This is a genomic window from Streptomyces sp. NBC_01445, assembly GCF_035918235.1.
Taxonomy (GTDB): domain Bacteria; phylum Actinomycetota; class Actinomycetes; order Streptomycetales; family Streptomycetaceae; genus Streptomyces.
The window spans coordinates 1,380,716-1,403,449 of record NZ_CP109485.1; the positions used below are offsets into that span (position 1 = coordinate 1,380,716).

General features: G+C 69.8%; 19 protein-coding genes and 1 pseudogene. 10 read left to right on the forward strand and 10 right to left on the reverse strand.

Annotated elements, in window-relative coordinates; genetic code table 11:
* Positions 1-24: 24 nt before the first annotated feature.
* From OG574_RS06565 to OG574_RS06595, 7 genes are all read left to right on the forward strand, one after another.
* Positions 25-252, forward strand: a complete 228-nt coding sequence (locus tag OG574_RS06565; protein WP_326772304.1) for a 4Fe-4S dicluster domain-containing protein — start codon at positions 25-27, stop codon at positions 250-252.
* A gap of 14 nt (positions 253-266) precedes the next feature.
* The gene (locus OG574_RS06570) at positions 267-1,613 is read left to right on the forward strand and encodes an ABC transporter substrate-binding protein (RefSeq protein WP_326772305.1); all 1,347 of its coding nucleotides are present in this window, start codon (positions 267-269) and stop codon (positions 1,611-1,613) included.
* Complete coding sequence (locus OG574_RS06575) at positions 1,610-2,467, forward strand: ABC transporter permease (protein WP_326772306.1); 858 nt, start codon at positions 1,610-1,612, stop codon at positions 2,465-2,467. Before OG574_RS06570 ends, OG574_RS06575 begins: the two co-directional genes overlap by 4 nt.
* Positions 2,464-3,213, forward strand: coding sequence for an ABC transporter ATP-binding protein (locus OG574_RS06580; RefSeq protein ID WP_326772307.1), 750 nt, complete (start codon positions 2,464-2,466; stop codon positions 3,211-3,213). The genes OG574_RS06575 and OG574_RS06580 overlap by 4 nt, the downstream gene beginning before the upstream one ends.
* A 29-nt stretch (positions 3,214-3,242) precedes the next feature.
* A complete protein-coding gene (locus tag OG574_RS06585; RefSeq protein ID WP_398376957.1) occupies positions 3,243-5,978 on the forward strand; it encodes a fumarate reductase/succinate dehydrogenase flavoprotein subunit in 2,736 nt (911 codons plus the stop codon).
* 81 nt (positions 5,979-6,059) lie between these two features.
* Positions 6,060-6,617, forward strand: coding sequence for a pyridoxamine 5'-phosphate oxidase family protein (locus OG574_RS06590; protein WP_326772308.1), 558 nt, complete (start codon positions 6,060-6,062; stop codon positions 6,615-6,617).
* Positions 6,618-6,713: 96 nt separating this feature from the next.
* Positions 6,714-7,703: a phosphotransferase family protein gene (locus tag OG574_RS06595; RefSeq protein ID WP_398376956.1), complete on the forward strand. Its 990-nt coding sequence runs from the start codon at positions 6,714-6,716 to the stop codon at positions 7,701-7,703.
* Between the two features lie 105 nt (positions 7,704-7,808).
* On the opposite strand, the gene OG574_RS06600 is transcribed toward OG574_RS06595, so the two are convergent.
* Entirely contained in the window at positions 7,809-9,695 is a 1,887-nt protein-coding gene (locus OG574_RS06600) for an SMI1/KNR4 family protein (RefSeq protein ID WP_326772309.1), read from the reverse strand.
* 209 nt (positions 9,696-9,904) lie between these two features.
* Between OG574_RS06600 and OG574_RS06605 the strand changes: the two genes are divergently transcribed.
* Entirely contained in the window at positions 9,905-10,333 is a 429-nt protein-coding gene (locus OG574_RS06605; protein ID WP_326772310.1) for a pyridoxamine 5'-phosphate oxidase family protein, read from the forward strand.
* A gap of 129 nt (positions 10,334-10,462) precedes the next feature.
* On the opposite strand, the gene OG574_RS06610 is transcribed toward OG574_RS06605, so the two are convergent.
* The 8 genes and pseudogenes from OG574_RS06610 to OG574_RS06645 form a co-directional block, all read right to left on the reverse strand.
* Positions 10,463-11,893, reverse strand: coding sequence for an FGGY-family carbohydrate kinase (locus OG574_RS06610; RefSeq protein ID WP_326772311.1), 1,431 nt, complete (start codon positions 11,891-11,893; stop codon positions 10,463-10,465).
* Between the two features lie 70 nt (positions 11,894-11,963).
* Positions 11,964-13,427: an FAD-binding oxidoreductase gene (locus tag OG574_RS06615; RefSeq protein WP_326772312.1), complete on the reverse strand. Its 1,464-nt coding sequence runs from the start codon at positions 13,425-13,427 to the stop codon at positions 11,964-11,966.
* A 65-nt stretch (positions 13,428-13,492) separates the two neighbouring features.
* Positions 13,493-14,269: an SDR family NAD(P)-dependent oxidoreductase gene (locus tag OG574_RS06620; protein ID WP_326772313.1), complete on the reverse strand. Its 777-nt coding sequence runs from the start codon at positions 14,267-14,269 to the stop codon at positions 13,493-13,495.
* Positions 14,270-14,376: 107 nt separating this feature from the next.
* Positions 14,377-15,678 (reverse strand): MFS transporter, encoded by a 1,302-nt coding sequence (locus OG574_RS06625; RefSeq protein ID WP_326772314.1) that lies wholly within the window; start codon positions 15,676-15,678, stop codon positions 14,377-14,379.
* Positions 15,679-15,923: 245 nt separating this feature from the next.
* On the reverse strand, positions 15,924-16,490 hold the full coding sequence (locus OG574_RS06630; protein ID WP_326772315.1) for a glycerol-3-phosphate responsive antiterminator: 567 nt from the start codon (positions 16,488-16,490) through the stop codon (positions 15,924-15,926).
* Between the two features lie 153 nt (positions 16,491-16,643).
* The gene (locus OG574_RS06635) at positions 16,644-17,408 is read right to left on the reverse strand and encodes an alpha/beta hydrolase (protein ID WP_326772316.1); all 765 of its coding nucleotides are present in this window, start codon (positions 17,406-17,408) and stop codon (positions 16,644-16,646) included.
* 197 nt (positions 17,409-17,605) lie between these two features.
* Positions 17,606-18,373: an NPP1 family protein gene (locus tag OG574_RS06640; RefSeq protein WP_326772317.1), complete on the reverse strand. Its 768-nt coding sequence runs from the start codon at positions 18,371-18,373 to the stop codon at positions 17,606-17,608.
* A gap of 132 nt (positions 18,374-18,505) precedes the next feature.
* A pseudogene (locus OG574_RS06645) lies at positions 18,506-18,866 on the reverse strand (SGNH/GDSL hydrolase family protein); the annotation flags it as partial.
* A 219-nt stretch (positions 18,867-19,085) separates the two neighbouring features.
* Here OG574_RS06645 and OG574_RS06650 point away from each other — a divergent pair.
* Entirely contained in the window at positions 19,086-20,231 is a 1,146-nt protein-coding gene (locus OG574_RS06650; protein ID WP_326772319.1) for a S1 family peptidase, read from the forward strand.
* A 243-nt stretch (positions 20,232-20,474) separates the two neighbouring features.
* Positions 20,475-21,260, forward strand: coding sequence for an SAM-dependent methyltransferase (locus OG574_RS06655; RefSeq protein WP_326772320.1), 786 nt, complete (start codon positions 20,475-20,477; stop codon positions 21,258-21,260).
* Here OG574_RS06655 and OG574_RS06660 read toward each other — a convergent pair.
* Positions 21,257-22,678 carry an FAD-dependent oxidoreductase gene (locus OG574_RS06660; protein ID WP_326772321.1) on the reverse strand — a complete coding sequence of 474 codons (1,422 nt, stop codon included), beginning with the start codon at positions 22,676-22,678 and terminating at the stop codon, positions 21,257-21,259. The two genes, OG574_RS06655 and OG574_RS06660, sit on opposite strands and share 4 nt — an antisense overlap.
* Between the last annotated feature and the right edge of the window lie 56 nt (positions 22,679-22,734).

The window sequence follows — 22,734 nt, forward strand, 5'->3', positions numbered from 1 at the left end:
CCACCGCCCTCCCTGGAGACAGTCATGCCTGTTGTCCCGCAGCGCTCCGACGTGCCCGTGACCATCGACGAGTCGCGGTGTATCGACGGCTGCACGCTCTGCGTAGACATGTGCCCGCTCGACTCGCTCGCGATCCGCGAGGACAACGGCAAGGCGTACATGCATGTCGACGAGTGCTGGTACTGCGGCCCGTGTGCGGCCCGGTGCCCCACCGGAGCGGTCACCGTCAACATGCCCTACCTGCTCCGGTGAAAGGCCCAACTACCGTGCCATATCAGTCCGTTGTCCCACTCGCCCGGCTGCTGCCGCTCGCCCTCCTGCTGCCCCTTGCCACGGCGTGCGGTGGCGCGGCCGGGGCCGAGGGCTCCCACACCGTCACGGTGACCGTCGGATACCAGTCGAAGACCATCAACACCGTCACCGCCGGAACGCTGCTGCGCTCGCTCGGCTACTTCGAGGAGGAACTCGCGGCCCGGGGGAGGAAGGACGGCAAGACCTACAAAGTGAAATGGCAGGACTACGCGACCGGCGCCCCGATCACCGCCCAGATGACCGCCGGGAAGATCGACATCGGGTCGATGGGCGACTTCCCGCTCCTGATCAACGCGGCCCGGGGCAAGCAGCTGGGGCAGCCGACACGGCTCGTCTCGGTCACCGGATACAACCTGCGCGGCGGCCTCAACACCATTGTCACCACGCCCGGTTCACCACTGCGGTCACTGGGCGACCTACGCGGCAAGAAGGTGTCCACCAGCGTCGGGTCGGCCGCCGACGGCACCCTGGTACGGGCCCTGAAGAAGGCCGGGATCGACCCGGAGAAGGACATCAGCAAGCTCAACCAGCAGCCCAGCGTGGGCGCTTCCGCCCTGACCGGGGGCAGCGTCGACGCGCTGTCCCAATTCGTCGCGTGGCCCGGCCAGTTGGCGTACGAGGGCAAGGCGCAGGCCCTGTACGACGGGGCCGACCTGAATCTGCCGACGTTCCACGGTGTCACCGTCCGGGAGAAGTTCGCCGAGGAGCGCGCCGGGGTCGTCGACGACTTCCTCCAGGCTCAGCGGCGGGCCACCGACCATCTCCGCAAGCGGCCGGTGGCCGCCGCCGAGTCGGTGGCCAAGGAGACCGGGCTGCCGGCCGAGGCGGTCTATCTCTACAACGGTGCCCACGGCATCGCCACGTTCGACCCGGCGCTGCGGCCGGAGCTGATCGCCGCGCTGAAGAAGGACGTACCGATCCTGAAGGCTGCCAAGCTGGTGGGCGACGTCGACGTGGACTCCTTCGTCGACCCGGAGCCGCTGAAGCGGGCCGGGCACACACCCTCGTATCCGAAGGCGGGCGGCGCCAAGTCCGAGCTGTGGCTGAAGGGACAGGGCTCCACGCGCACCTTCGACAGTCCGAAGCAGCTCCTGAAGGCCGCGAAGGGCGCCGAGGTGCGGGCCGCGTACGTCCCGGACGCGCTGACCGGCACCCTTTGGTTCGCCGACAGGGCGGTGTGGGTCGCGGACGGGTCCGACCTGCGCGCCTTCGTCACTCCGAGCCACGCGAGGACGTACGTGGAACGGCACGCCGGCGCCCGCGTCGTCAGTTACGCGGACGCCGTGGGGCTCGCGTCATGAGCGCGGGCCGCTGGCTGATCCGGGCCGCCTCGCTTGCCGTGGCCCTCGGACTGTGGCAGCTGCTGACCTCCCTGGACGTCGAACTGTGGCTGCGGTTCGGCCAGTTCCCCACGGTCGGCGAGGTGGCGTCCACCTTCGGCGACCGGCTGGGCACCGCCCCGTACTGGCAGGACGTGGGCCACAGCCTGCGCCGCATCGTGATCGGATTCCTGCTCGCCACGGCGCTCGGGGTGGCGGCGGGCACGGCGATCGCGCGGTCGCGGTGGGCCGCCGATCTGCTCGGCCCGCTGGTGGAGGTGGCACGGCCGATCCCGGCGATCGCCCTGGTCCCGGTCGCGATCCTGCTGCTGCCCAGCAACGAGCAGGGCATCGTGTTCATCACCTTCACCGCGGCCTTCTTCCCGGTGCTGGTGTCTACGCGGCACGCGGTGCGCGCGCTGACGCCGGTGTGGGAGGAGGCCGTGCTCACCATGGGCGGCGGCCGGCTGCGGGTGCTGTTCTCGGTGGTGCTGCCGGGCGCGCTGCCGGGCATCTTCGGCGGGCTCTCGGTGGGCATCGGCGTCGCGTGGATCTGTGTGATCTCCGCGGAGATGATCTCCGGAGAGTACGGGGTCGGCTACCGCACCTGGCAGGACTACACGGTCGTCGACTATCCCGGCGTCTTCGTCGGCATGGCCACCATCGGCGCCCTCGGCTGGCTCACCTCCACGGCGGTGGAGTTCCTCGGCCGCCGCGCCACCGCCTGGCTGCCGCGGCCGCCGGAGCGGGCACCGTCGCGTGCCGTACGCCGCGCCGCTGCTCCCCCGGCAGTCCCGTCCCCCGCTCCGGCCCTGGAGAAGGAGCCCGTCTCATGAGTCCCACGAGCACTGCTCCCGTGCGTCAGGGTGCCGAACTCGCCCTGGCTGACGTGCGACTCGGCCATCGCGAGGGCCGGCCCCTGCCCGGTACCGTGCGCCTCCGGATCGCGCCGGGCGAACTCGTGGCCGTTCTCGGCCCGTCCGGCTGCGGCAAGTCCACGCTCCTTCGCACCCTCGCCGGGCTGCTGCCCCCGCTGGACGGGCAGGTCACCCAGGACGGGGTGCCGATCCGCGGGCCCGAGGCCGACCGGGCGCTGGTCTTCCAGGAGGACGCCCTGCTGCCGTGGCGGAGCGTCCACGCCAATGTCGAACTTCCCCTGGCGATACGGCGGTTGGGGCGCGAGGAGCGGAGACGCGTCGCGGCAGAGTGGCTGGAGCGGGTCGGCCTCGCCGGGCATGCCCGCAAGCTGCCGCACCGCCTCTCCGGCGGGCAGCGGCAGCGCGTCCAGCTCGCCCGTGCTCTGGCCGGGCGACCCCGCGCGGTCCTCATGGACGAGCCGTTCGGCGCGCTCGACCCGCACACCCGCGCCGGTATGCAGGACCTGCTCGTGGACATCCTGCGCGGCACCGGCGCGACCGTCGTCTTCGTCACCCATGACGTGGACGAGGCCCTCTACCTCGGCGACCGGATCGCCCTGCTCTCCTCCGGCGAGGTCCTGGACGTCCCGCACCCCCGGCAGCGGGACGCACGCAACGCGCCTGCCACCACCGGCCTCCGCCGCCGCATCCTCACGTCCCTCTGACCACCCGCACCCCTGTGAAAGGCCCGCCCGTGGACACCCCTCTGGCCATCCCCGCCCTCTCCGACGCGACCGAACTCTCCTGCGACGTCCTCGTCATCGGCGGCGGCACCGCGGGCACCATGGCCGCCCTGACCGCCGCCGAACGCGGCGCGGACGTACTGCTCCTGGAGAAGGCACACGTACGGCACTCCGGCGCGCTCGCCATGGGCATGGACGGCGTCAACAACGCGGTCATCCCGGGCCGGGCCGAACCGGACGACTACGTCGCCGAGATCACCCGTGCCAACGACGGCATCGTCGACCAGTCCACCGTGCGCCAGACGGCGACCCGTGGCTTCGCGATGGTCAAGCGCCTGGAGTCGTACGGCGTGAAGTTCGAGAAGGACGAGCACGGCGAGTACGCGGTCCGCCAGGTGCACCGCTCCGGCTCGTACGTGCTGCCGATGCCGGAGGGGAAAGACGTCAAGAAGGTCCTCTACCGGCAGTTGCGGCGCCGCGAGATGCGCGAGCGGATCCGCATCGAGAACCGGGTGATGCCGGTACGGGTGCTCACGCGTCCCGAGGACGGCCGGGCCCTCGGTGCGGCCGGATTCAACACCCGTACCGGCGAGTTCGTCACCGTACGGGCGGGGGCGGTGATCCTGGCCACCGGCGCCTGCGGCCGCCTCGGCCTGCCCGCATCCGGCTATCTCTACGGGACGTACGAGAACCCTACGAACGCGGGCGACGGCTACGCGATGGCGTACCACGCGGGTGCCGCGCTCACCGGCATCGAGTGCTTCCAGATCAACCCGCTGATCAAGGACTACAACGGCCCGGCGTGCGCGTACGTCGCGAACCCGTTCGGCGGGTACCAGGTGAACCGGCACGGCGAGCGGTTCGTGGAGTCGGACTACTGGTCGGGGCAGATGATGGCCGAGTTCGCGGCCGAACTCGCCTCCGACCGCGCTCCGGTGTACCTCAAGCTCAGCCATCTGCCGGAGGAGACCATCACCGCCGTCGAGTCGATCCTGCACACGACGGAGCGGCCCACACGCGCCACGTTTCACGAGGGCCGCGGCCATGACTACCGCACGCATGACATCGAGATGCACATCTCGGAGATCGGCCTGTGCGGCGGCCACTCGGCGTCCGGCGTACGGGTCGACGCCCACGCCCGCACCACCGTCCCCCGCCTGTACGCGGCCGGCGACCTGGCCTGCGTACCGCACAACTACATGATCGGCGCGTTCGTCTTCGGGGACCTGGCGGGTGCGGACGCGTCCCAGTTCCGCGCCTACGAGGGTGAGTTGCCCGGCGACCAGCTGGCTGCCGCTCACGAACTCGTCTACCGGCCGCTGCGCAACCCCGACGGGCCGCCGCAGCCACAGGTCGAGTACAAACTGCGGCGGTTCGTGAACGACTACGTGGCGCCGCCGAAGGCCGGGGCGAAGTTGTCCCTGGCCGTGGAGGCGTTCGAACGGATGAGGGGTGAGATCGCCGGGATGGGGGCTCGGACCGCCCATGAGCTGATGCGGTGCGCGGAGGTGTCGTTCATCCGGGACTGCGCGGAGATGGCGGCGCGCGCCTCGCTGGCCAGGACCGAATCGCGCTGGGGCCTGTACCACGAGCGGCTCGACCATCCCGAGCGGGACGACGCGGGGTGGCTGCACCATCTCGACGTCTACAAGTCCCGTGCGGGGGCTATGGAGTTCAGGGCCCGGCCGGTCGAGCCGTACGTCGTTCCGGTGCCGGAGTTCGAGCCGGTGGCGGCCGGGGCGGAGCGGGTGCTGGGCGAGGTCGCGTTGGTGCCGGTGGCGACGGCGGGGCAGCGGGACCTGGCGCCGGCCGCCCGCCCGGCGACGTCGCCCGCGGCGGCGCCCTCGCCCCGGTCCACCCGGACCCCCGCGTCGAGCCCCGCCCTCCTCGGTGTCCTCGCCCTGGCCGAGGAGTCCCCCGGCCTGGATGCCCTCTCCCCCTACCTTGTGGACGCCGACCCGGCGGTGCGGGCGGCCGCCGTCAACGTCCTCGCCGAGACGGTGCCCGCCGGGGCCGGCCCCGCGCTCGCCGCACGGCTGCGGGATGCCGCGCCCCAGGTCCGGGAGGCCGCGGCGGGCGCCCTGCGTGAGCTGGTCGAAGTCCTGCCCGGCGAGCCGGAGTTGGGAGACGGCCTGCGGGCGGCACTCGGCGTGACGGACCCGGCGGTGCGCGGCGCCGCGCTTGACGTCCTACGGGAGCTGCGGCTCGGCGACGCATCGGTGTACGCCACCGCGCTCTCCGACACCGACATCAACGTCCGCATCCACGCCGTCCGGGCCCTGGTCTCGGTGGACGCGACCGCCCAGCTCTCGGCGGCCACGGCCGACCTCGCCCGCGAGGTCAGGGTCGCGGTGGCCCGCGGGCTCGCGGCGGTGCGCGACCCGGCACCGGCCCCGCTCGACCCGCTCCTCGACGACTCCGACCCGCTGGTCAGGGCGGCCGCGCTCACCGCGCTGGCCGCGACGGGCTGCCCGTCCCCGTATGCCGAACGGGCGGTGGCCGCGCTTGACGACCCCGCCTGGCAGGTCCGGGCCGGCGCCGCGACCGCCCTGCGAACGTCCCTTCCCAGCACGGCAGTTCCCGCCCTCGCCAAGGCGTCGGCGGACCCGAACGCGGACGTCCGCAAGGCCGCCGTCCTCTCACTCCTCACCCACCGCGCCGACCCCGACGCCCGCGCGGCCCTCGCCACCGCGACCACCGACTCCGACGCGGACATCCGTGCCTACGCATCCCGCGCCACCGCGTGAGCGCCATACGTGGCTGACCCACGGCACACGATGTCCGTGCGGGCGGCGGATCGTTGTACGGGAGAGGAAGGGAGATCCACCATGCCGACAAAGGGACCTGCGCAGCAGCCCACGACCGAGCTCGACGCCCGCTACAGCTCCGCACTCAACCCACGCCCGGGTGACGCCGACGTCACCGCCACCGAATGGGCGGAAGCCCAGCGGCAGTTGGAGGCCGCCGAGATCTTCTGGGTGTCAACGGTGCGCCCCGACGGTCGCCTGCACGTCACTCCAGTGATCGCCGCCTGGCACGACGGGGTGCTGTACTTCTCCACCGGCCCCGGCGAGCAGAAGGCGAGGAACCTCGCTCATGACGGGCACTGCGCGCTGACCACCGGCCGGAATTCGCTCACCGAAGGGCTCGACGTCGTGGTCGAGGGCAAGGCGGAGCCGGTCGACGATCCGGCGGTGCTGGAGGAGGTGATCGCGGCATACGAGGCGAAGTACGGGGCGCACATCACCTCACCCGAGGGCACATTCCACGGGATCGGGGACGCGTTCCGGACGGGGGACGCGATGGTGTTCGCGGTGTCCCCGGCCACGGCGTACGGCTTCGGCCGGGACGACGGGGTCTACTCCCACACGCGCTGGGCGTTCTGAGCAGCAGTCCTCCGCCCGCAATCCGATCGCCTCCGCGCCGATGCTCCCGTAGGGTGCGCGGGTTGTCGCGGCGGAGGCGGAGAGGCGGTTCGGACTGTGGCACCCGGAACAGTGGCGCGGGATCAGTTGACCGGGGCTGTGCGGGCCGCGCTGGGTGGCGGGCGTCGGCTGGAGGCGGTCGAGCGCGTCGCGGGCGGTAGCAAGAAGGGCGTCTACCGCCTGGTGATGGACGACGCGACCACGGCGATCGCCTACCTGTGGGACGACGCCGAGAACTACTGGCCGGCGGCCGAGGGGGACGACGACCTCACCGACCCGTTCTCCCCCGGTCTCGGGCTCGACCTGTTCGAGGCCGCACACGCGCGGCTGGACGCGCTGGGCGTCCGCGTCCCGGCGATCCGTCTCCTCGACCGCGACGGCACTCACCTCCCGGGCGACCTCGCGATCGTCGAGGACCTCCAGGGCGAGAACCTGGAGGATGTGCTCGCACGCGACCCCCACGCGGCCGACCCGGTCATGGTCCGGCTCGGGGAGGCGCTGGAGTCGATGCGGCGCCATCGAGCTCCCGCGTACGGCAAGGTGGCCGTGGTCGACGGGGGAGGCACATCGCGCGGGACGTCGTGCGAGGGGGTCGTCCTGGACCGTGCGCTACGCGATCTCGCCGAGGCGGCATCGCGTGATCCGCGGATCGCGCGGGCGCGCGAACGGCTGGAGGAGCGGTTGCTGAGTCTCGCGGCGGCGGTACGGCCGCGCGCGGAGTACGCGGTCGTGCACGGCGAACTGGGGCCGGATCACGTGCTGGTGGACGCGGGCGGGAACCCGGTGGTGATCGACATCGAGGGCTTGATGTATTTCGATGTCGAGTGGGAGCACGTCTTCCTGCGGATCCGCCTGCACGATGCCTATCAGCCACTGCGGGTGGACGGACTCGACGAGGACCGGCTCGCGCTCTACATGCTGGCCCAGCGGCTCTCGCTGACGGCTGGCCCGCTGAGGCTGCTCGACGGGGACTTCCCCGACCGGGCGTTCATGGCATCCATCGCCGAACACAACCTGAACAAGGCGCTGGAGCTGGTCCACGCCTGAACGCGCCTCTGTTCACAGAGCCAAAGCGAGAGCAGCCCATACGAGACCCCACCACCCCGCACAAAACCGTTTCCGGTGTCGGGCGGTGCCACATCCATGCGACCCCTACCTGTGGCGCGTGAACGTGAGTCTCGCTTGCACCTGCCTCGGCTCCGGCGGCCTGAGCCACGGGCGTGTCGGGAGCGTCGGCAATCTGCCGTGGTTGAGAGCGAATTCGGGCAGGGAGGCCCCGAACCTCGTCGCTATCGCCTCCAGCGCTCGGCTCTCGTCCGAGAGGTCTGTCGCGGGGCCGGCCGGGTCCGGGAACAGGTGATCCGGGGAGAGCTCGGCGGGGATGTCGCCTGTCTGGTGGCGCTCCGCCTCGTGCACCGTGAAGGCGTACCGCTGCTGCCCGTCCTCGGCGAAGGCGAGGTGGAACAGGCCCGGCTCCCACCAGACCGTGAGGGCCCGGGTGCCCCGCGACAGCTCGGTGCCGGGGTGGGTCAGACGGGTGCGGTCGAAGCCTGGCCAGCGGGCCGATTCGAAGGCGAAGCTCCAGCCGTCGAGAGCGCCGATCCGGGCGACTGGGCCGCGCCGCTCCTGCTGTCCTGAGAACGGGAGATCCCAGAAGTCCCGCTCGCTCGCCACCCGCTCCAGCGGGCCCGTGCCGAACCGCTGCGCCAGCTCTTCGGGGCGTATGCCCTCCGCCAGAACGAACCGGTACGCGTCCCTGCGCAGCTCAACCCTGTCTTGCCGATGCGTCAGCCACGCGAGCCCGTCGCGCACGGTCTCCCCCTCGACGGCGACCGGCGCGGGCAGCACCCCCGCCTGACCCGCCCGGGGTGTCATCAGCAGCTGCCGCCCCCGCTCCGGTGTGATGAGCAGCCCCAGCAGCGGGTCCCCGAGCAGGCCGAACGGGGCCACGTGGTCCTCCCGATACGGCTCCCACTGCGGCACTGCCGCCGCGAGCACCCGCCACGCGCCATCCGTGTCACCCCAGCGCGCCAGCTCCCTGGCCTCCTCGACCGCGTGCCCGAACGGGCCGGGCGACGTGTACTCGTACGTGCGCTGCCTGATCTGCTCTAGGACGACACCGGCCCGCTCCCGGTCCGACGCGTAGTCCTCCGTCACCGGGCCGAGCACGAAGGTGTCGTCTCTCCCGTACTCGCGCAGGTGATCGCGCACCTTCAGGGGCAGCACCTCACCCGCGTACAGCGGATCGTCCATGCGCGGGTCGACCGGCACCCAGCCGTGCCCGTCGAGCAGCGCCCGCAGCTGTGCGGCCAGCAGGCCGGCCCGCGGTCTGCCGAGGTCCCCCGCCTCGCCGAAGACGGCGAGGGCCTCGTCCAACTCGCCCCTCAGGCAGGCGAGTCGGGCCTCCTCCACCTTGACGTCGAGCTGACGGGTCACCACGTTCTCGAAACCTGCGTGGCCGCCGCTCAGGCGGTAGAACTCCTTGTACATGCCCTCCATGAACGCGCGGAACGAGTCGTACCGGTCCGGCAGCTCACCACTCCACCCGTGGTACACGTACACCGCCCACTCCCCGTCGCCACCCACATCGCCCGGGTCGAGCAGCACATCCGTCAGGTCCGAGTCGAGCGAGAGCTGCAGCGCCCGGCCCCACATTCCGGCCCTGAGCACTTCCTCCTCGGTCGGGTCCTGGTCCAGATACTCCTCGTACATCGCCTGCCGGCCGTACGGATCTCCGTACGGCGCAATGCGGTCGGCCCCGGCCAGCAGGTAGACGAAGCCCCCGGCATGGCGCCAACCGTCCGTCGTCTCAAGGAAGGAGCGGAGGGACGGCGGCAGCGGCACCGCTGTCCCCAGCCCCCGGACCCGCTCCTCCAGAGCCGCCATCGCCGCCGGATCGGCCGGGCCGAACCCCAGCCAGCGACCCCGGACGATCTCCTCGTCCAGCTCCTCGAACTCCTCCGGCTCCTCCGCGGCCAGCCCTTCCAGCCATTCCTCGCTCCACCGCTTGAGCAGCGGCCCCCACTCGAAGATCTCCATACGCGCCATCGTGACACCCACCACTGACAGTCGATCATGACCGCTCCATGGCACGGGCTACGCCGCCGCCCGCGTCCCTGAACGCGCTCGCTGGCGCCTGACCGTCTCGATGGAATACCCGCCGGTGTGTTCACCGTTCTCTCCCCCGACCGGCGTTGAAGACTGCATCTCGACATGCCCGACGTGATCGACATACACGAGGAGACGCTATGCCCCTTCCGCTCGACGAGCGCGAGGCGTTCCTGGCCGAACCCCACATCGGCGCCCTGGCCGTCGCCCGCGCGCAGGCCGGCCGTGCGCCACTGACGGTCCCCATCTGGTACTGGTACGAGCCCGGCGGCACCTTCTGGATCATGACCGGCCGGGATTCGGCAAAGGCGAAGGCCATCAGGGCCGCGGGCCGCATCTCGCTCATGACCGAACGTGTCGGACCCACGGTCCGCTACGTGACCGTGGAGGGCCCGGTGACATCCGAAGTCACCTCCACAGTCGAGGAGTTGACCGATCTGGCGGCCCGCTACCTGCCCGCCGACAAGGTCGAGGAATACGTGAAGACGGCCACCGCCGAACACGGCGCACAGGTCACCTTCCACATCCGGCCCGAGCACTGGCTGTCGGCCGACCTCGGCTCCGTCTGACCCGACGAGCGTCGGCGCAGGCATCGTCGATCCAGGCCCGCGCGGTTGCGGCCCGGCACGGGCGGGGCGCGTGTTCTTGTCGGAACGCGCCCCGCCGTGGGCGTCACGCCATGGTGACGAGCGGAACCGTCAGCCGAAAACGTCGTACGACTGCCGGTAGATCCCGTCCGTGTGCTCACGAATGTCCCGGTACACCTCGCCGAGGCGTCGGTACAGGTCGTGGTTGGCCCGGTCGGGTGTGAACTCCGCGCCCGGGCGGACCATCGCGTCGATCGCCTCGTCGAACGACTTGTACGCGCCGAGTCCGACCGCCGCGCAGATCGCGGAGCCGAGCCCCGCCGCGTTGTTGACCTCGGCACGGTGTGCCGGGACGCCGAAGACGTCGGCGTAGATCTGCATCATCAGGTCGGAGCCGGCACCGCCGCCGGAGATGACCGTGTGCCGGTAGGTGGTGCCGAGTTCGGCGGCCATGTGCGTGCCGGTGGCGTGGATGGACAGGGCGAGCGCTTCGAGGATCGAGCGGTACATGTGGAAGCCGCCCTGGCGGCCGTCGAAGCCGAGGATCGTGCCCTTGCGGTACGGGGCGTCGGTGGGCGCCAGCCAGTCGAGCACCGTCATCAGGCCGTCGCAGCCCGGCGGGACCTTCGCGGCCTCGGCGTTCAGGTAGTCCTCGACGGACAGACCTGCCGCCCGCGCGCCTGCGACCGCCTCTTCGCCGAGCAGGTCGCGCAGCCAGCTGACCGTCCACATGCCGCGGCGCACGCCGAAGCTCTCGTAGAGGTAGGAGTGCGGCATGCAGGCGTAGTTGGTCCAGAAGTCGGAGGCGTCGGCCACGTTCCTGTCGCCGACGGTCATGCCCGCCACGTACGTGCCGAGGGAGACCAGGAGCGTGTCGCCGGAGCGCAGTCCGCAGCCCAGCGCCTCAACAGCCTTGTCGTTGGCGGTCGCCACGACCGGCAGGCCCTCGGGGATGCCGGTGTGGCGGGCCGCGTCGGCGGTCACCGTGCCGAGGACGTCGCCCGGCATCACCAGGTCGAAGAGCATCTCGCGCGGAATGCCGGACTTGGCGAGAACGGCGTCGTCGGGCGTCCACTGCCAGGTATCGGAGTCCAACGGCCAGGAGTCGCCCGCGTAGTTGGCGGCGGTGTCCTTCAGGACGCCGGTCATGCGGTGGCTGATGTAGCCGGAGGACGTGGTGACGTACCGCGCCTCGGGGAGGGTGTGTTCGTAGGGGCGCGAGACCCGCGCGTCCATCCAGCTCATCACCGGCTGTGCGAGTGTGCCGTCGGCCTTGAGCACGGCCCGGCAGAAGCGGATCGTGCACAGGCCGACGCCGGCGATGTCGGCCACGTCGCCGGGGAAGGCGGCCATGGCCTGGCGGCTGGCCTCTCCGATCGACGTCCACAGGTCGTCGTCCGGGTGTTCCACGACGCCGGGGCGGGGGGTGGCGTACGGACGCAGGCTCTGCCGTCCCTCGCAGACGGCCCGGCCGTGTTCGTCGAAAACGGTCACCTTCGAGCTCTGGGAGCCGTTGTCGATGCCGATGAAGTAGCGAGTCATGGCCCACTCCGGGGTGCGAGAGAGGAGGGGGCCGCCGGGCAATGGCGGCCCCCTGCACGACAGTTGGGGATCAGGCGTCGAGCGGGAAGATCGTTCCCTTGTTCATGATCCCGTTCGGGTCGAACGCCTCCTTGAGCTTGGCCAGCATGTGGTAGGCGCTGCCGTGCTCCTGCTTCGTCCACGCGGTGCGGTACTTGCCGACGCCGTGGTGGTGGACCATCGAGCCGCCGACGCGCAGCGCCTCCTCGACGATGATCGCGTTGAGCGGCACGTGGTACTTGTCGATCTCCTCCTCCGGCTCACAGTTGATCTTGTAGTCGTAGACGAAGTAGAGGTTCGTACCCGTCTGGTAGCTGTGCGAGGAGTGGGCACCGAGCAGGGTGAGGTCGTCGGCGTGCGGGTACTCGGTGCGGATGCGGTTCATGACGGCGCCGTACAGCTCGGTGACCTTCGACCAGTCGCAGGAGACCTCGGTGGTGTAGCCGAGCTCGGCCTTGGCCCGCATGACCTCCTTCTCCGCCTCGATCTTGTCCGGGCCCCAGTTGAGGTTGTCGAACCAGGCCTCGATGAGCTTCGGGTCGACCTTCTCGTGCGCGAACTGGTCGGCGACCCGCTCGATCTCCTCGCTGGTGGCGCGCACGATGCCCTTGGGGCCCTCGGCGACGAAGACGACGACGCACTTGCCCTTCGAGAAGTGCGAGAAGTGCTGGCCGGCGTCCTCGGGCGAGTAGACGCGCACGACGGACGGCTTGAATCCGCCGACGACGACCTCGCGGATGATGGCGGTGCCCGTCGCCATGTCGTCGACGAGGAAGCCGTGGAACTCGTTGTTCCCCGGCTGGTACTTGAAGATCTTCACCGTGACCTCGGTGATGTAGCACAGGGCGCCCTCGTTGCCGATGACGATGTGCCGGATGTCCGGGCCGGTCGCGCGGCGCGGGACGTTCTTGATGCGGCTGACGGTGCCGTCGGGGAAGACCGCCTCCAGGCCGACGACCATGTCCTCGATCGCGCCGTACAGGGTGGAGAACTGGCCGATCGAGCGCGTCGAGACGAGCCCGCCCATCTGGGCGAGCGGCTTGGACTGCGGGGAGTGCCCGGTCGTGTAGCCCTTGGCGCGCAGCGTGTCCTCGAGCACCTGGAGCTGAACGCCGCACCCGGCAGTGACCTGCATGTTCTCTTCGTCGATCTTGATGATCTCGTCGAGACCCGAGCCGTCGAGGACGATCGTGTCGGTGACGGCCGTCTCCAGGCCGCCCTCGGTGCCGGTGCGGCCTGTGCGGGCCACGATGTTGATGCGGTTCTCGTCGGCGAACGCGAGCACCTTCGATACGTCGTCCACGCTGGTGGCGTTGACGATCGCCGCGGGCGGCGGGGCGTCGTAGATGCCGTGCACCGCCTGGTACTTCTTGAAGCGGTCGACGCTCGCCTCGCGCAGCTGCTGCTCGTCGGTGACGACCGCGCCCGCGCCGACCAGGGAGGTGAGGCGGTCGACGATCTCTTCTCGGTTCAGCTTCGATGCGGACTGCACCATGTGGATCAACCTTCTTTGTACGTGTGTGTGTACGTGTGGGGGCGAGGGAGAAGTGGGTGTCGGGGTCAGCGGACGAGATAGCCGCCGTCGACGGTCAGGACATGGCCGTTGACGTAGTCGGCGGCGCGGCTGGCGAGGAAGACGGTGGCACCCATGAGGTCGGCGACATCGCCCCAGCGGCCGGCCGGGATGTGGTCGAGGACGCGCTGGTTGGTCTCCTGGTCGGCGCGCGTCGCCTCGGTGATCTTGGTGGCGAAGTAGCCCGGGGCGATCGCGTTGACCTGGATGTTGTGCTGGGCGAGCTCGTCGCAGTACGCCTTGGTGAAGCCGGCGATGCCGTGCTTGGTGGCGGCGTACGCGGGAGACATCTGGCCGCCCAGGAACGAGAACAGGGAGGCGATGTTGATGATCTTCCCGGAGCGCTGCGGGATCATGAACTTCGTTGCCTCGTGGGCGAGTTCGAAGGGCGCGGTGAGGTTCACGGCCAGCATCGGGTCCCACGCGGCGCGGTCGAACTCCTCGACGGAGGCGAGATTGCAGATGCCCGCCGAGTTCACGAGGATGTCGACCGACCCGAGGGTGTCCACGCAAGTCTCGACGACCTGCCGGGGCACGCCGGCGCCGGTGATGTCGGCCTCGAGGAACTCCATGCGCCGGCCCTCGGCCTCGATCAGCTTGCGCGTCTCGCCGCCGTCGTCGGCGAGCGCCGGGACGAGGACGTTGGCGCCCGCCTTGGCGAGGGCGAGGGAGAACGCCTGACCGAGGCCGGTATTGCCGCCCGTGACGATCGCGTTCTTCCCGTCGAGGGAGAAGAAGTCCCGGGAGAAGTCCGTGATGTCCATGTGATGCCTGCCGATCTTCTTACTCTTCGTGACTCTTTACGAATCTTCTGAAGCTTTGTATGGATACGTTCTACGCGCTCGGGGCGATGAGTCGAAGGACCCGGCGATCACACCCCTGCCGGCACTCGGTCGCTGACGGGGGCCGGGTGCCGGGCGGCGAGTTCGCGCCGGCGGGTGCGGGCGGTGAGTGTCGTCATCACCAGGCCGAGCAGTGCGGCCGCGAGCAGGAAGACGAACAGCGCGCTGTAGCCGCCACCCTGTTCGGGCACCTTCGGGCTCGCCGAGGAGTCGCCGATCCACCAGGCGCACAGGGACGGCAGGAACGCGTCCGGCAGGTACGCGATGCCGGAGGCGAGCCCGATGACGCCCCCGCGCTCCTGCTCGGGCACCTCCACCTCTCCGACCGTGGACCAGTAGACGCCGCGCGAGGCGAAGACCAGAGCGCACAGGACGAACATCATCAAGAGCGCGAGCCAGGCGAGCCCGGTGGTGCGCGGCAGTACGAGGAAGAGGCCGGCGAGCACCGCACTGCCGGCGAACATCCAGCGCAGGAACACCGCGGAGGAGCGCGTCACCTTGTCCACGACGACGCCGCCCGCGGGTCCGGCGACGAACTGGAAGACGTAGGACCGCACGACCCCGATGACGGCGATCATGGAGGCGGAGACGCCGTAGTTGTCCTGGAGCAGCGGCGAGAAGTAGCCGAGCGTCGTGTAGAAGCAGTACATGAGCATGGCGGTGCCGCCGATGAGCCAGGTGTACCGGTTGCGGGCCGCGGCGAGGAGCTGCTTGAGGGTGACGGTCGCCGAGTCGAGCCCGGCGAGCCGCGTCTTGTCCTCGCGGACGACGAACCACACGATCGCGGCGAAGACGAAGCTCAGCACTCCATAGATCCGGATCAGCGTGAGGACGCCGTGCGCGGGCACGACGGAGGCGGAGACGACCGCCGTGCCGATGAAGCCGATGGCCGTCGAGACGATGCCGCGGGTGCCTTCGAGGAAGCCGAAGAGCCGGCCCTGCTCGCCGGAGTCGCCGAGTACGCTGATCGACTTCACCAGCGCGGACCAGTACAGGCCCATGCCGACGACGGCCATCAGGATGTGCGCCGCCACGATTCCCCAGAAGCCGGGAACGGTGGCGAGATAAATGTCGGCAATTCCCATGCCGACGAGCGAAATCACGATGAGGAGTTTCGGCGAGAACTTGTCGGAGAACCAGCCGCCGAAGAAATACATGACGATGGCCACGGCGCCGAAAGCCGAGATGATGTTCCCGTACTGCTGCGAGCTGAGATTCAGCGCCGTATACGTAGGTTCGAGGTACACGAACCTGATGTAGGCGACCTGGAAAATGATTCCGCCGGTCATGGAGAGCGCGAGGAAGCTCAGCCACTTCTGGGCCTTGTTCATCCGGATCACCGCAGCCACCTCGTCGTGGACAGGAAATGGGCACAAAAAAAGAACAGCAAACTCCGGTGTTCGGAGGTTACTGTTCTCTGGTCTCTAGTAACTGTCCCGGCTCGAGGCCGGAACCTTTATTTGATTGTCGCGCCCGTGGCCATGACATGAACTTCGGGTGCGTTCGCCATGCTAGGCAGGGCCGATCGGCAGTGTCAATAGAGTCAGGCGTCACATTCCCTTACACGGCCGGACGCCTACATGGCCCACACATCACGATTCGACGAGGCTATGGCCGCGGCTCCTGCCTTCAGCGCGGCGAACACATCCTCGCGGTCGCACACGAGCCCGCCCGCTATGAGAGGCACCTCGATGTCCTGCACGGCCCAGGAGATGACCCGCGGCATGCAGCCCGGCAGGATCTCCACGCAGTCGGCCTTGGACTGGCGCACCTGCGGTGCGAGATTGCGGTACGACTTCGAGTCGATCAGGAAGAACCGGTGGACGGCGAACAGGCCGACCTCGCGGGCGGCCCGCACCATGTGCGCCTTGGAGCTGAGCACCCCGTCGGCGGAGGTGTGCTCCTTCACGTACTGCACCACGATGTCCTTGCCGCTGAACCCTTCGAGCAGGTCCACATTGACCAGGACGACCTTGCCGCTGTCCTTGAGCTGCTGCACGATCGTCGGGAGGTTCAGCAGGGACCCGTAGAGCAGGAAGACGACCTTGCACTCGGAGTCCATGACGGCGCGCAGCCCGTCGTCGTCGATGACACTGGCGACGACCGGGTGGTCCTCCAGGAGGACCGGAAGTGACACGTCCACGAATGACCTCCCATGGGATCGGCGGCCAATCTCCGCCGATCAGCGCCGCAGCGCAGAGTAACTTCCATCCGCCGGGAGCCGCCACCTGCACCTGGTGCCACCAGCGGGCAGCGGCGCCCGCGCGCCGCTGCCGTCAGGTCGGGTCGGGTCGGGTCACACCGGTGACGTGGCCGCCCCGCCGAGATGCCGGACGAAGAAGTGCACCGCGCTGTCGGCCTCGAACCTGGGCAGTTCCTTGTGCCGGCCCGCGTTGGCGTGCAGCGTCTTGTCCTGCGAGGCGAAGGCGTCGAACAGCGCGAGTCCGGACTCGCGGGGGATATGCTCGTCGTTCCACTGGAGCGCGAACTCGATCGGAACGGTGATCTGCTTCGCCGCCTGGGCCAGGGTCTCGGGCCAGAAGAGACCGAAGACCGCGGCGGTGATCCTGGGTTCGACCGCCGTCAGCGGCACACCGATCGCGGTGCCCATGTTCAGGCCGAAGTAGCCGACCGGCCCGTCGGTGCCGATCTGCGGGAGTTCCTGGAGGGCGTCCAGGGTCGCCTGCCACTCCGGCACGGCGCGCTCCGCCAGGTGGGCGTTGTACCGCTGGACGATCGGGCCGACCGGTTCGCCCGCCGCCATCGCCTGCTGCATCACGGCGATCTCGCGCTCGTCGTGGGCCGTACGGGGGCGGCCGCCGTGCCCGGGTGCGTCGATGGTGGCGACGTGGAATCCGCCGCCCGCCACGAGCCGCTGGGCCCGGCCGGCCATGGCCGGTGACTTCCTGTGGTTGCCGCCGCCGTGGCCCATCAGCACGAGCGGCGCACGGTCGGAGCCGGGGGCCGGCGACCAGAGCGCGCCGGTGACCTCACCCACGGTGAAGTCGCGCTCCACGACACCGTTCGACGATGTCTGCGCGGTGAATTGAACAGAGTTCATAGGTGTTGCCCTTCGGGAGTGCCTTGTGGAGGAGGCGCTCCCGGCGAGACCTACGTCAACCGCCCGACCGTGGCGAAGAGGGGAGCACCCACACAGATACAGCGTTCATGGGTCTCACCTCCTCGCACGACGTCACGGCCTGGACGGGACGCTACCAACGGGCCGTCGTCCGGCCCAACCTGTTTTCCGCCGTCCGCTCAGGCGTTGGGGTCGAACGGTATGCCGGCCGGCTCGGCCTTCTCGAGGTGGTAGTTGAAGTTGCCGTCCTTGAGGCCGAAGACCGCGCTGCCGAAGTCTGCCTGGCTGAGCTTCTCCCGCAGGCCCGAGGGGTAGCCGTTCCAACCGACGAGGGTCGGGAACTGCCAGGTGTGGCGGTGGTTCTCCGGCGGCTCGTCGTTGGCGGTCGCGGGGCGGAAGCAGTGCGTGCCCAGGCCGTCCTTGTGGTAGACGGCCTTGGGGTGGGTGCCGTCCCAGCGGATCTGGTCACGGCCGTAGACATTGAAGTTGCCGTGCGCCGAGGTGGAGACGTACTTGGCCTCGTTGTCCTGCACCCACACCACGACGTGCTCCCAGTCGTTGCGGTGCCCGCCGAGACCGCTGCCCGCGACGGCCTGGTCCTTCTCGAAGTACAGGCCGTACATGATGGCGCACCAGCCGTTGTTGCACTTGGAGCGGGAGTATCCGTTGGTGCTGTCGAGGTCCCAGGAGTCGTGGCACTGGCCGTTGACGGCCCCGGACGGGTTGAGGCCGGGGTTGATGGTGCCGTCGGGGCCGATCGCGGGCGTCGGGTAGCAGCCGTCACCGTCGTAGTCGTAGGCCGGCTGGAACGTCTGCTCCAGGCCGTCCGCGTTGGCGGGCAGCGCCGGGGGCGGGTCCGCGAGCGCGATGCCCGGGAAAACGATGACCAGCGCGACGGCGCTGCCGAGGGTGAGTGCCGCTCTGCTGATCCGCGAGCTCTTCTTCACTGCGTCCTCCTGATGAACCGTGGGGGGTGGGACACGCGCGACCGAATCTGGCATGCCCTCGTCATCATCCACGCCTCAGCTGCCCAGCGGACCCCAGCTGCGTGGCGCAATGATGAAGAGTCCGTGCCGTCGTCAACAGGCGGTCAGGTTCCTGACGTTGACGCAGTTGGCCATCGCCTGCACGCCTTGTCATTCGGGTGCAGGTGGTTGCCGCCGTCGAAGAACGAGAGGATCCGCTCGTGGTCGTACGGGCTGCGCAGGGTGCGGTCGAAGTCGGTGACCGCGTCGAACTCGCCGCTGCCCCCGATGAATTCATTGACCTCGAGGCGTACGGACTCGGCCGCGGGGTCCCACTCGGACCAGCCCTTGAACGGCCCGATGGTGGCGCCGGCGACGCACTTCCCTGCCGCATGGGCCCGTTCGGCGATGGCGCGATAGCCGTTGATCACGTCCTGGGCCGTGACGCCCGTGTGGCCTTGATGTCATTGACGCCTCAACTGCCCGTTCGTTACAGGGGATCGACCTCCATAGCTCGCTGCCACGACGCACGCACGCACCAGTCCGGTCTCAGCAAGGCATGTCAGCAGGGCGTCGCATTGGCATGGACCTGCCCATGATCCTTCGGTAGGCTCCCCAGCGGGCATTTCCTGGGAGCGCTCCCAGGCTTTGCTGTTCCACCCCCACGATGCTGGAACAACGAAGGGCCAACCCCATGAGACGCACAAAATCCCTGCGCATCGCCCTGTCCGCATTACTGGTCGCCGGAGTGTCCGCCGGGTTCATACCGGCCTCCGCCGGTGCCGCCACCCCCGCGGACGAGAAGGCACCGGCCTCCGGGTCCATGCTCGCCGCCATGCAGCGCGACTTCGGCCTCACCAGGAGCCAGGCTGAGGCTCGGCTGAGCGCGGAGAAGAGCGCCACGACCGTCGAAGGAAAGGCACGGCGAGCCGCCGGATCGTCCTACGGCGGCGCCTGGTTCACACCGGAGAGCGGCCGCCTGACCGTGGCCGTCACCGACCGGAGCAAGGCCGCGGCCGTACGGTCGACGGGCGCCGAGGCCAAGCTGGTGAAGTACAGCGCCGAACAGCTCGACGCGGCCAAGGAACGCATCGACGCCCTCAAGGCACCCAAGGGCGTGGCAAGTTGGCACGTCGATCCGGCGTCCAACCGGATCGTGATCGAGACCCTGGCCGGACGGCAGGGCGACAACGATGTCAAGCACTTCCTCGCGCAGGCCCGCGAAGCCGGCCCCGTCACCGTCGAGAAGACGGCCCACGCACCCCGCACCCTCGCCGCCGGCACGGTCGGAGGTGACCCCTACTACACGGGCAACGTCCGCTGCTCGATCGGCTTCTCGGTGAACGGCGGATTCGTCACGGCCGGCCACTGCAGCGGTGCCGGAGCCGCAGTGAACGGCTGGGACGGTTCGTACATCGGCAACTTCCAGGGGTCGTCGTTCCCGGACAACGACTACGCCTGGGTCAACGTGGGCAGCGGCTGGTGGACCGTCCCCGTGGTTCTCGGCTGGGGCACTGTCCCGGACCAGCTGGTGCGCGGCTCGGCCGAGGCCCCGATCGGCGCGTCCATCTGCCGCTCGGGCTCCACCTCGCACTGGCACTGCGGCAATGTGCTGGCCAAGAACGAGACCGTGAACTACAGCCAGGGCGCGGTGCACGAGATGACCAAGACGAACGTGTGCGCCGAACCGGGCGACTCGGGCGGCTCGTTCATCAGCGGCGACCAGGCCCAGGGTGTCACCTCGGGCGGCTGGGGCGACTGCTCCGGCGGCGGTGAGACCTGGTACCAGCCGATCAACGAGATCCTCAACCGGTACGGCCTGACGCTGACCACGGCCTGACCGCCGCACTGAGGAGCCGGGCTCGGTACGGCGTCGCAGGCGCCGCCCGCCGTACCGAGTCCCCCGCATCTCTGCCCCAACGTGGAGTCACCGCACGCGAGATGGCCCCCGCGCCTCGCACCGACAGCTCTGCCCGAAGGCGTGGCCGGTGACATAATCGCCAGGTCCTTCACGGCCTGACCCAGGGTGCGCGCAGCGGTCCCGGTGAGTCGGTCAGCGATCTAGTACACGCTGGAGTCACGCATGACGGCACAGTCCTCCGGAAGCCGTATCGACACGAGCAGGGCCCACCCGGCGCGTGTCTACGACTGGCTGCTGGGCGGCAAGGACAACTATCCGGTCGATCAGGAAGTCGGGGAGAAGCTGCCGCCGGAGTCGCGCCTCAGCGCCCGGCGCAACCGCGCGTTCATGCACCGTGCGGCGGCCTGGCTGGCCGGCAACGGCATCGACCAGTTCCTCGACGTCGGCACGGGCATACCGACGAAGCCGAACCTGCACCAGATCGTGCAGGGCATCGTGCCGTCGGCGCGGGTCGCGTACACCGACAACGACCCCATCGTGCTGCGGCACGCGGAGGCGCTCCTGGTCAGCACTCCGCAGGGGGCGACCGACTACATCGAGGCCGACGTCCGTCAGCCCAAGGTCATCCTCGACCACGCCCGTACGTTCCTGGACTTCACCCGGCCCGTCGCGCTGTCGATGCTCGCCCTGATGCACTTCATCACCGACGAGGAGGACCCGTACGCTCTCGCGCGGACCCTCATCGACGCCCTGCCCTCGGGCAGTTACTTCGTGTTCTCCCACGGCACCACCGATGAGCACCCGCACCTCGCGAAGACGGTGAAGAACACGTACCGGCAGGGCGAGATCCCGTTGCGGATGCGTACGCGGGCCGAGGTCGAGCCGTTCTTCGAGGGCCTGGAGCTGGTGGAGCCGGGGCTGGTCACTTCGACGAAGTGGTACAAGGAGACGCCCGCACCCGAGGCGGAGCTGAGCGGCTTCTACGTCGGGGTCGCCCGCGTGCCCTAGAGGCCCATCCGCCGCGCGTACGCCGCGAGTCCGTCGGCCGTGTCGCCCGCCCACCCCACGTAGCCGTCGGGCCGCACCAGGTACACGCCCGCGCCGTACACCTCGTACGCCGGGATCCGGACGGTGGGGACGCCGAGCTCAGGGAGTTCGGTGTCCGTGCCCACCGTGAGCAGCGTCCAGTGCGGGCCGCGGAAGGTGTCGAAGAGGCGGACGCCGTCCACCGTTCCGTCCGGCGCCCGGTCTCCCGCGCGGACCGGCCCCGCGGTCGTGCGGGTGTCCACCGCGAGGGACGATTCGCGGTAGCCCAGGCCCAGTTGGCGGGTCGCCTCGCCGCGGCGGATCTCCCCGCGGTGCACGCCCGTCGAAATACCGAGCATGTGCCCGGCGACCGGGCGACGCTCCTCCTCATACGTCTCGACGAGGGACTCCGGGGCGCCGTCACGCAGCACCGCACCCAGCTTCCACCCCAGGTTGTACGCGTCCTGGACGCTGGTGTTCAGCCCCTGGCCGCCGGCCGGCGAGTGGACGTGCGCGGCGTCCCCGGCCAGGAGGACGCGCCCGGCGCGGAAGCGGTCGGCCAGCGCGGCCCGCGGCCGGAAGTCCGAGGCCCAGCGCACTTCGGTCACGTCCTCGGGCGCGAGATGGGAGCGCGCGGCGACGACCTTGCGGATGCCGTCGAGGGAGAGGTCGGGCACGGTCCCCTCAGGGAACTGCGCGGTCACCTGGAAGTCCTCGATGCCGGCGAGCGGGCAGATCGCGAGGAAGCCGTCGCTCCCCTCCCGGGGCGGGAAGACGTGCCAGTTGTCGCGGTCGAGGCCCGTGATGCGCACGTCCGCCACGAGCATCGGGTGCGGGTCGACGGTCTCGCCGGTCATGCCGATGCCCAGCGCGCGGCGCACGATCGAGCGACCGCCGTCGGCGGCGACGGCGTACCGCGCGCCGACCTGCTCTCCGGCGGCGAAGTGCGCGGTCACGGCGTCCGCGTCCTGTTCCACCGCCACCAGCTCACGCCCGAACTCCACCCGGCCACCGAGCTCCATGAGCCGCTCGAACAGGATCTGCTGCGTGCGCCACTGCGGCACCATCCACGGCTCGCTGTACGGAGAGTCGTCGCTCTCCCGCGCCGGGTCGAACATCCTGTGCTCGCCGGCCCGCGCGCCGTCCTGCCAGATCATCCCGACGGGGTAGGGACCACCGGCGGCATGGATGGCGTCCAGCACGCCGAGATCGTGGAAGACCTCCCTCGTGCGCGGCTGGATCCCCTTGCCGCGCGACCCGGGGAAGAGCACGTCGGCGCGCTCGACGACGAGGGCGTCGACCCCGCGCCGGGCAAGGTCGACAGCGAGGGCGAGGCCGGTCGGGGCCGCGCCGACGACGAGGACCTCGGTGTGCGTGATCGTCCCTGTCCGGGTGCCCATGACCAGCTCCTTAACGTCGTTAAGTTCCATGCTTCGCAGCATGCGCTTAACGGCGT

What these genes read in the sequence shown, in the direction of transcription:
- OG574_RS06565 (WP_326772304.1), top strand. Translation starts at nt 25, where the DNA reads ATGCCTGTTGTCCCGCAGCGCTCCGACGTGCCCGTGACCATCGACGAG.
- OG574_RS06575 (WP_326772306.1), top strand. Translation starts at nt 1,610, where the DNA reads ATGAGCGCGGGCCGCTGGCTGATCCGGGCCGCCTCGCTTGCCGTGGCC.
- OG574_RS06580 (WP_326772307.1), top strand. Translation starts at nt 2,464, where the DNA reads ATGAGTCCCACGAGCACTGCTCCCGTGCGTCAGGGTGCCGAACTCGCC.
- OG574_RS06590 (WP_326772308.1), top strand. Translation starts at nt 6,060, where the DNA reads ATGCCGACAAAGGGACCTGCGCAGCAGCCCACGACCGAGCTCGACGCC.
- OG574_RS06600 (WP_326772309.1), bottom strand. Translation starts at nt 9,695, where the DNA reads ATGGAGATCTTCGAGTGGGGGCCGCTGCTCAAGCGGTGGAGCGAGGAA.
- OG574_RS06605 (WP_326772310.1), top strand. Translation starts at nt 9,905, where the DNA reads ATGCCCCTTCCGCTCGACGAGCGCGAGGCGTTCCTGGCCGAACCCCAC.
- OG574_RS06610 (WP_326772311.1), bottom strand. Translation starts at nt 11,893, where the DNA reads ATGACTCGCTACTTCATCGGCATCGACAACGGCTCCCAGAGCTCGAAG.
- OG574_RS06615 (WP_326772312.1), bottom strand. Translation starts at nt 13,427, where the DNA reads ATGGTGCAGTCCGCATCGAAGCTGAACCGAGAAGAGATCGTCGACCGC.
- OG574_RS06620 (WP_326772313.1), bottom strand. Translation starts at nt 14,269, where the DNA reads ATGGACATCACGGACTTCTCCCGGGACTTCTTCTCCCTCGACGGGAAG.
- OG574_RS06625 (WP_326772314.1), bottom strand. Translation starts at nt 15,678, where the DNA reads ATGAACAAGGCCCAGAAGTGGCTGAGCTTCCTCGCGCTCTCCATGACC.
- OG574_RS06635 (WP_326772316.1), bottom strand. Translation starts at nt 17,408, where the DNA reads ATGAACTCTGTTCAATTCACCGCGCAGACATCGTCGAACGGTGTCGTG.
- OG574_RS06650 (WP_326772319.1), top strand. Translation starts at nt 19,086, where the DNA reads ATGAGACGCACAAAATCCCTGCGCATCGCCCTGTCCGCATTACTGGTC.
- OG574_RS06655 (WP_326772320.1), top strand. Translation starts at nt 20,475, where the DNA reads ATGACGGCACAGTCCTCCGGAAGCCGTATCGACACGAGCAGGGCCCAC.
- OG574_RS06660 (WP_326772321.1), bottom strand. Translation starts at nt 22,678, where the DNA reads ATGGGCACCCGGACAGGGACGATCACGCACACCGAGGTCCTCGTCGTC.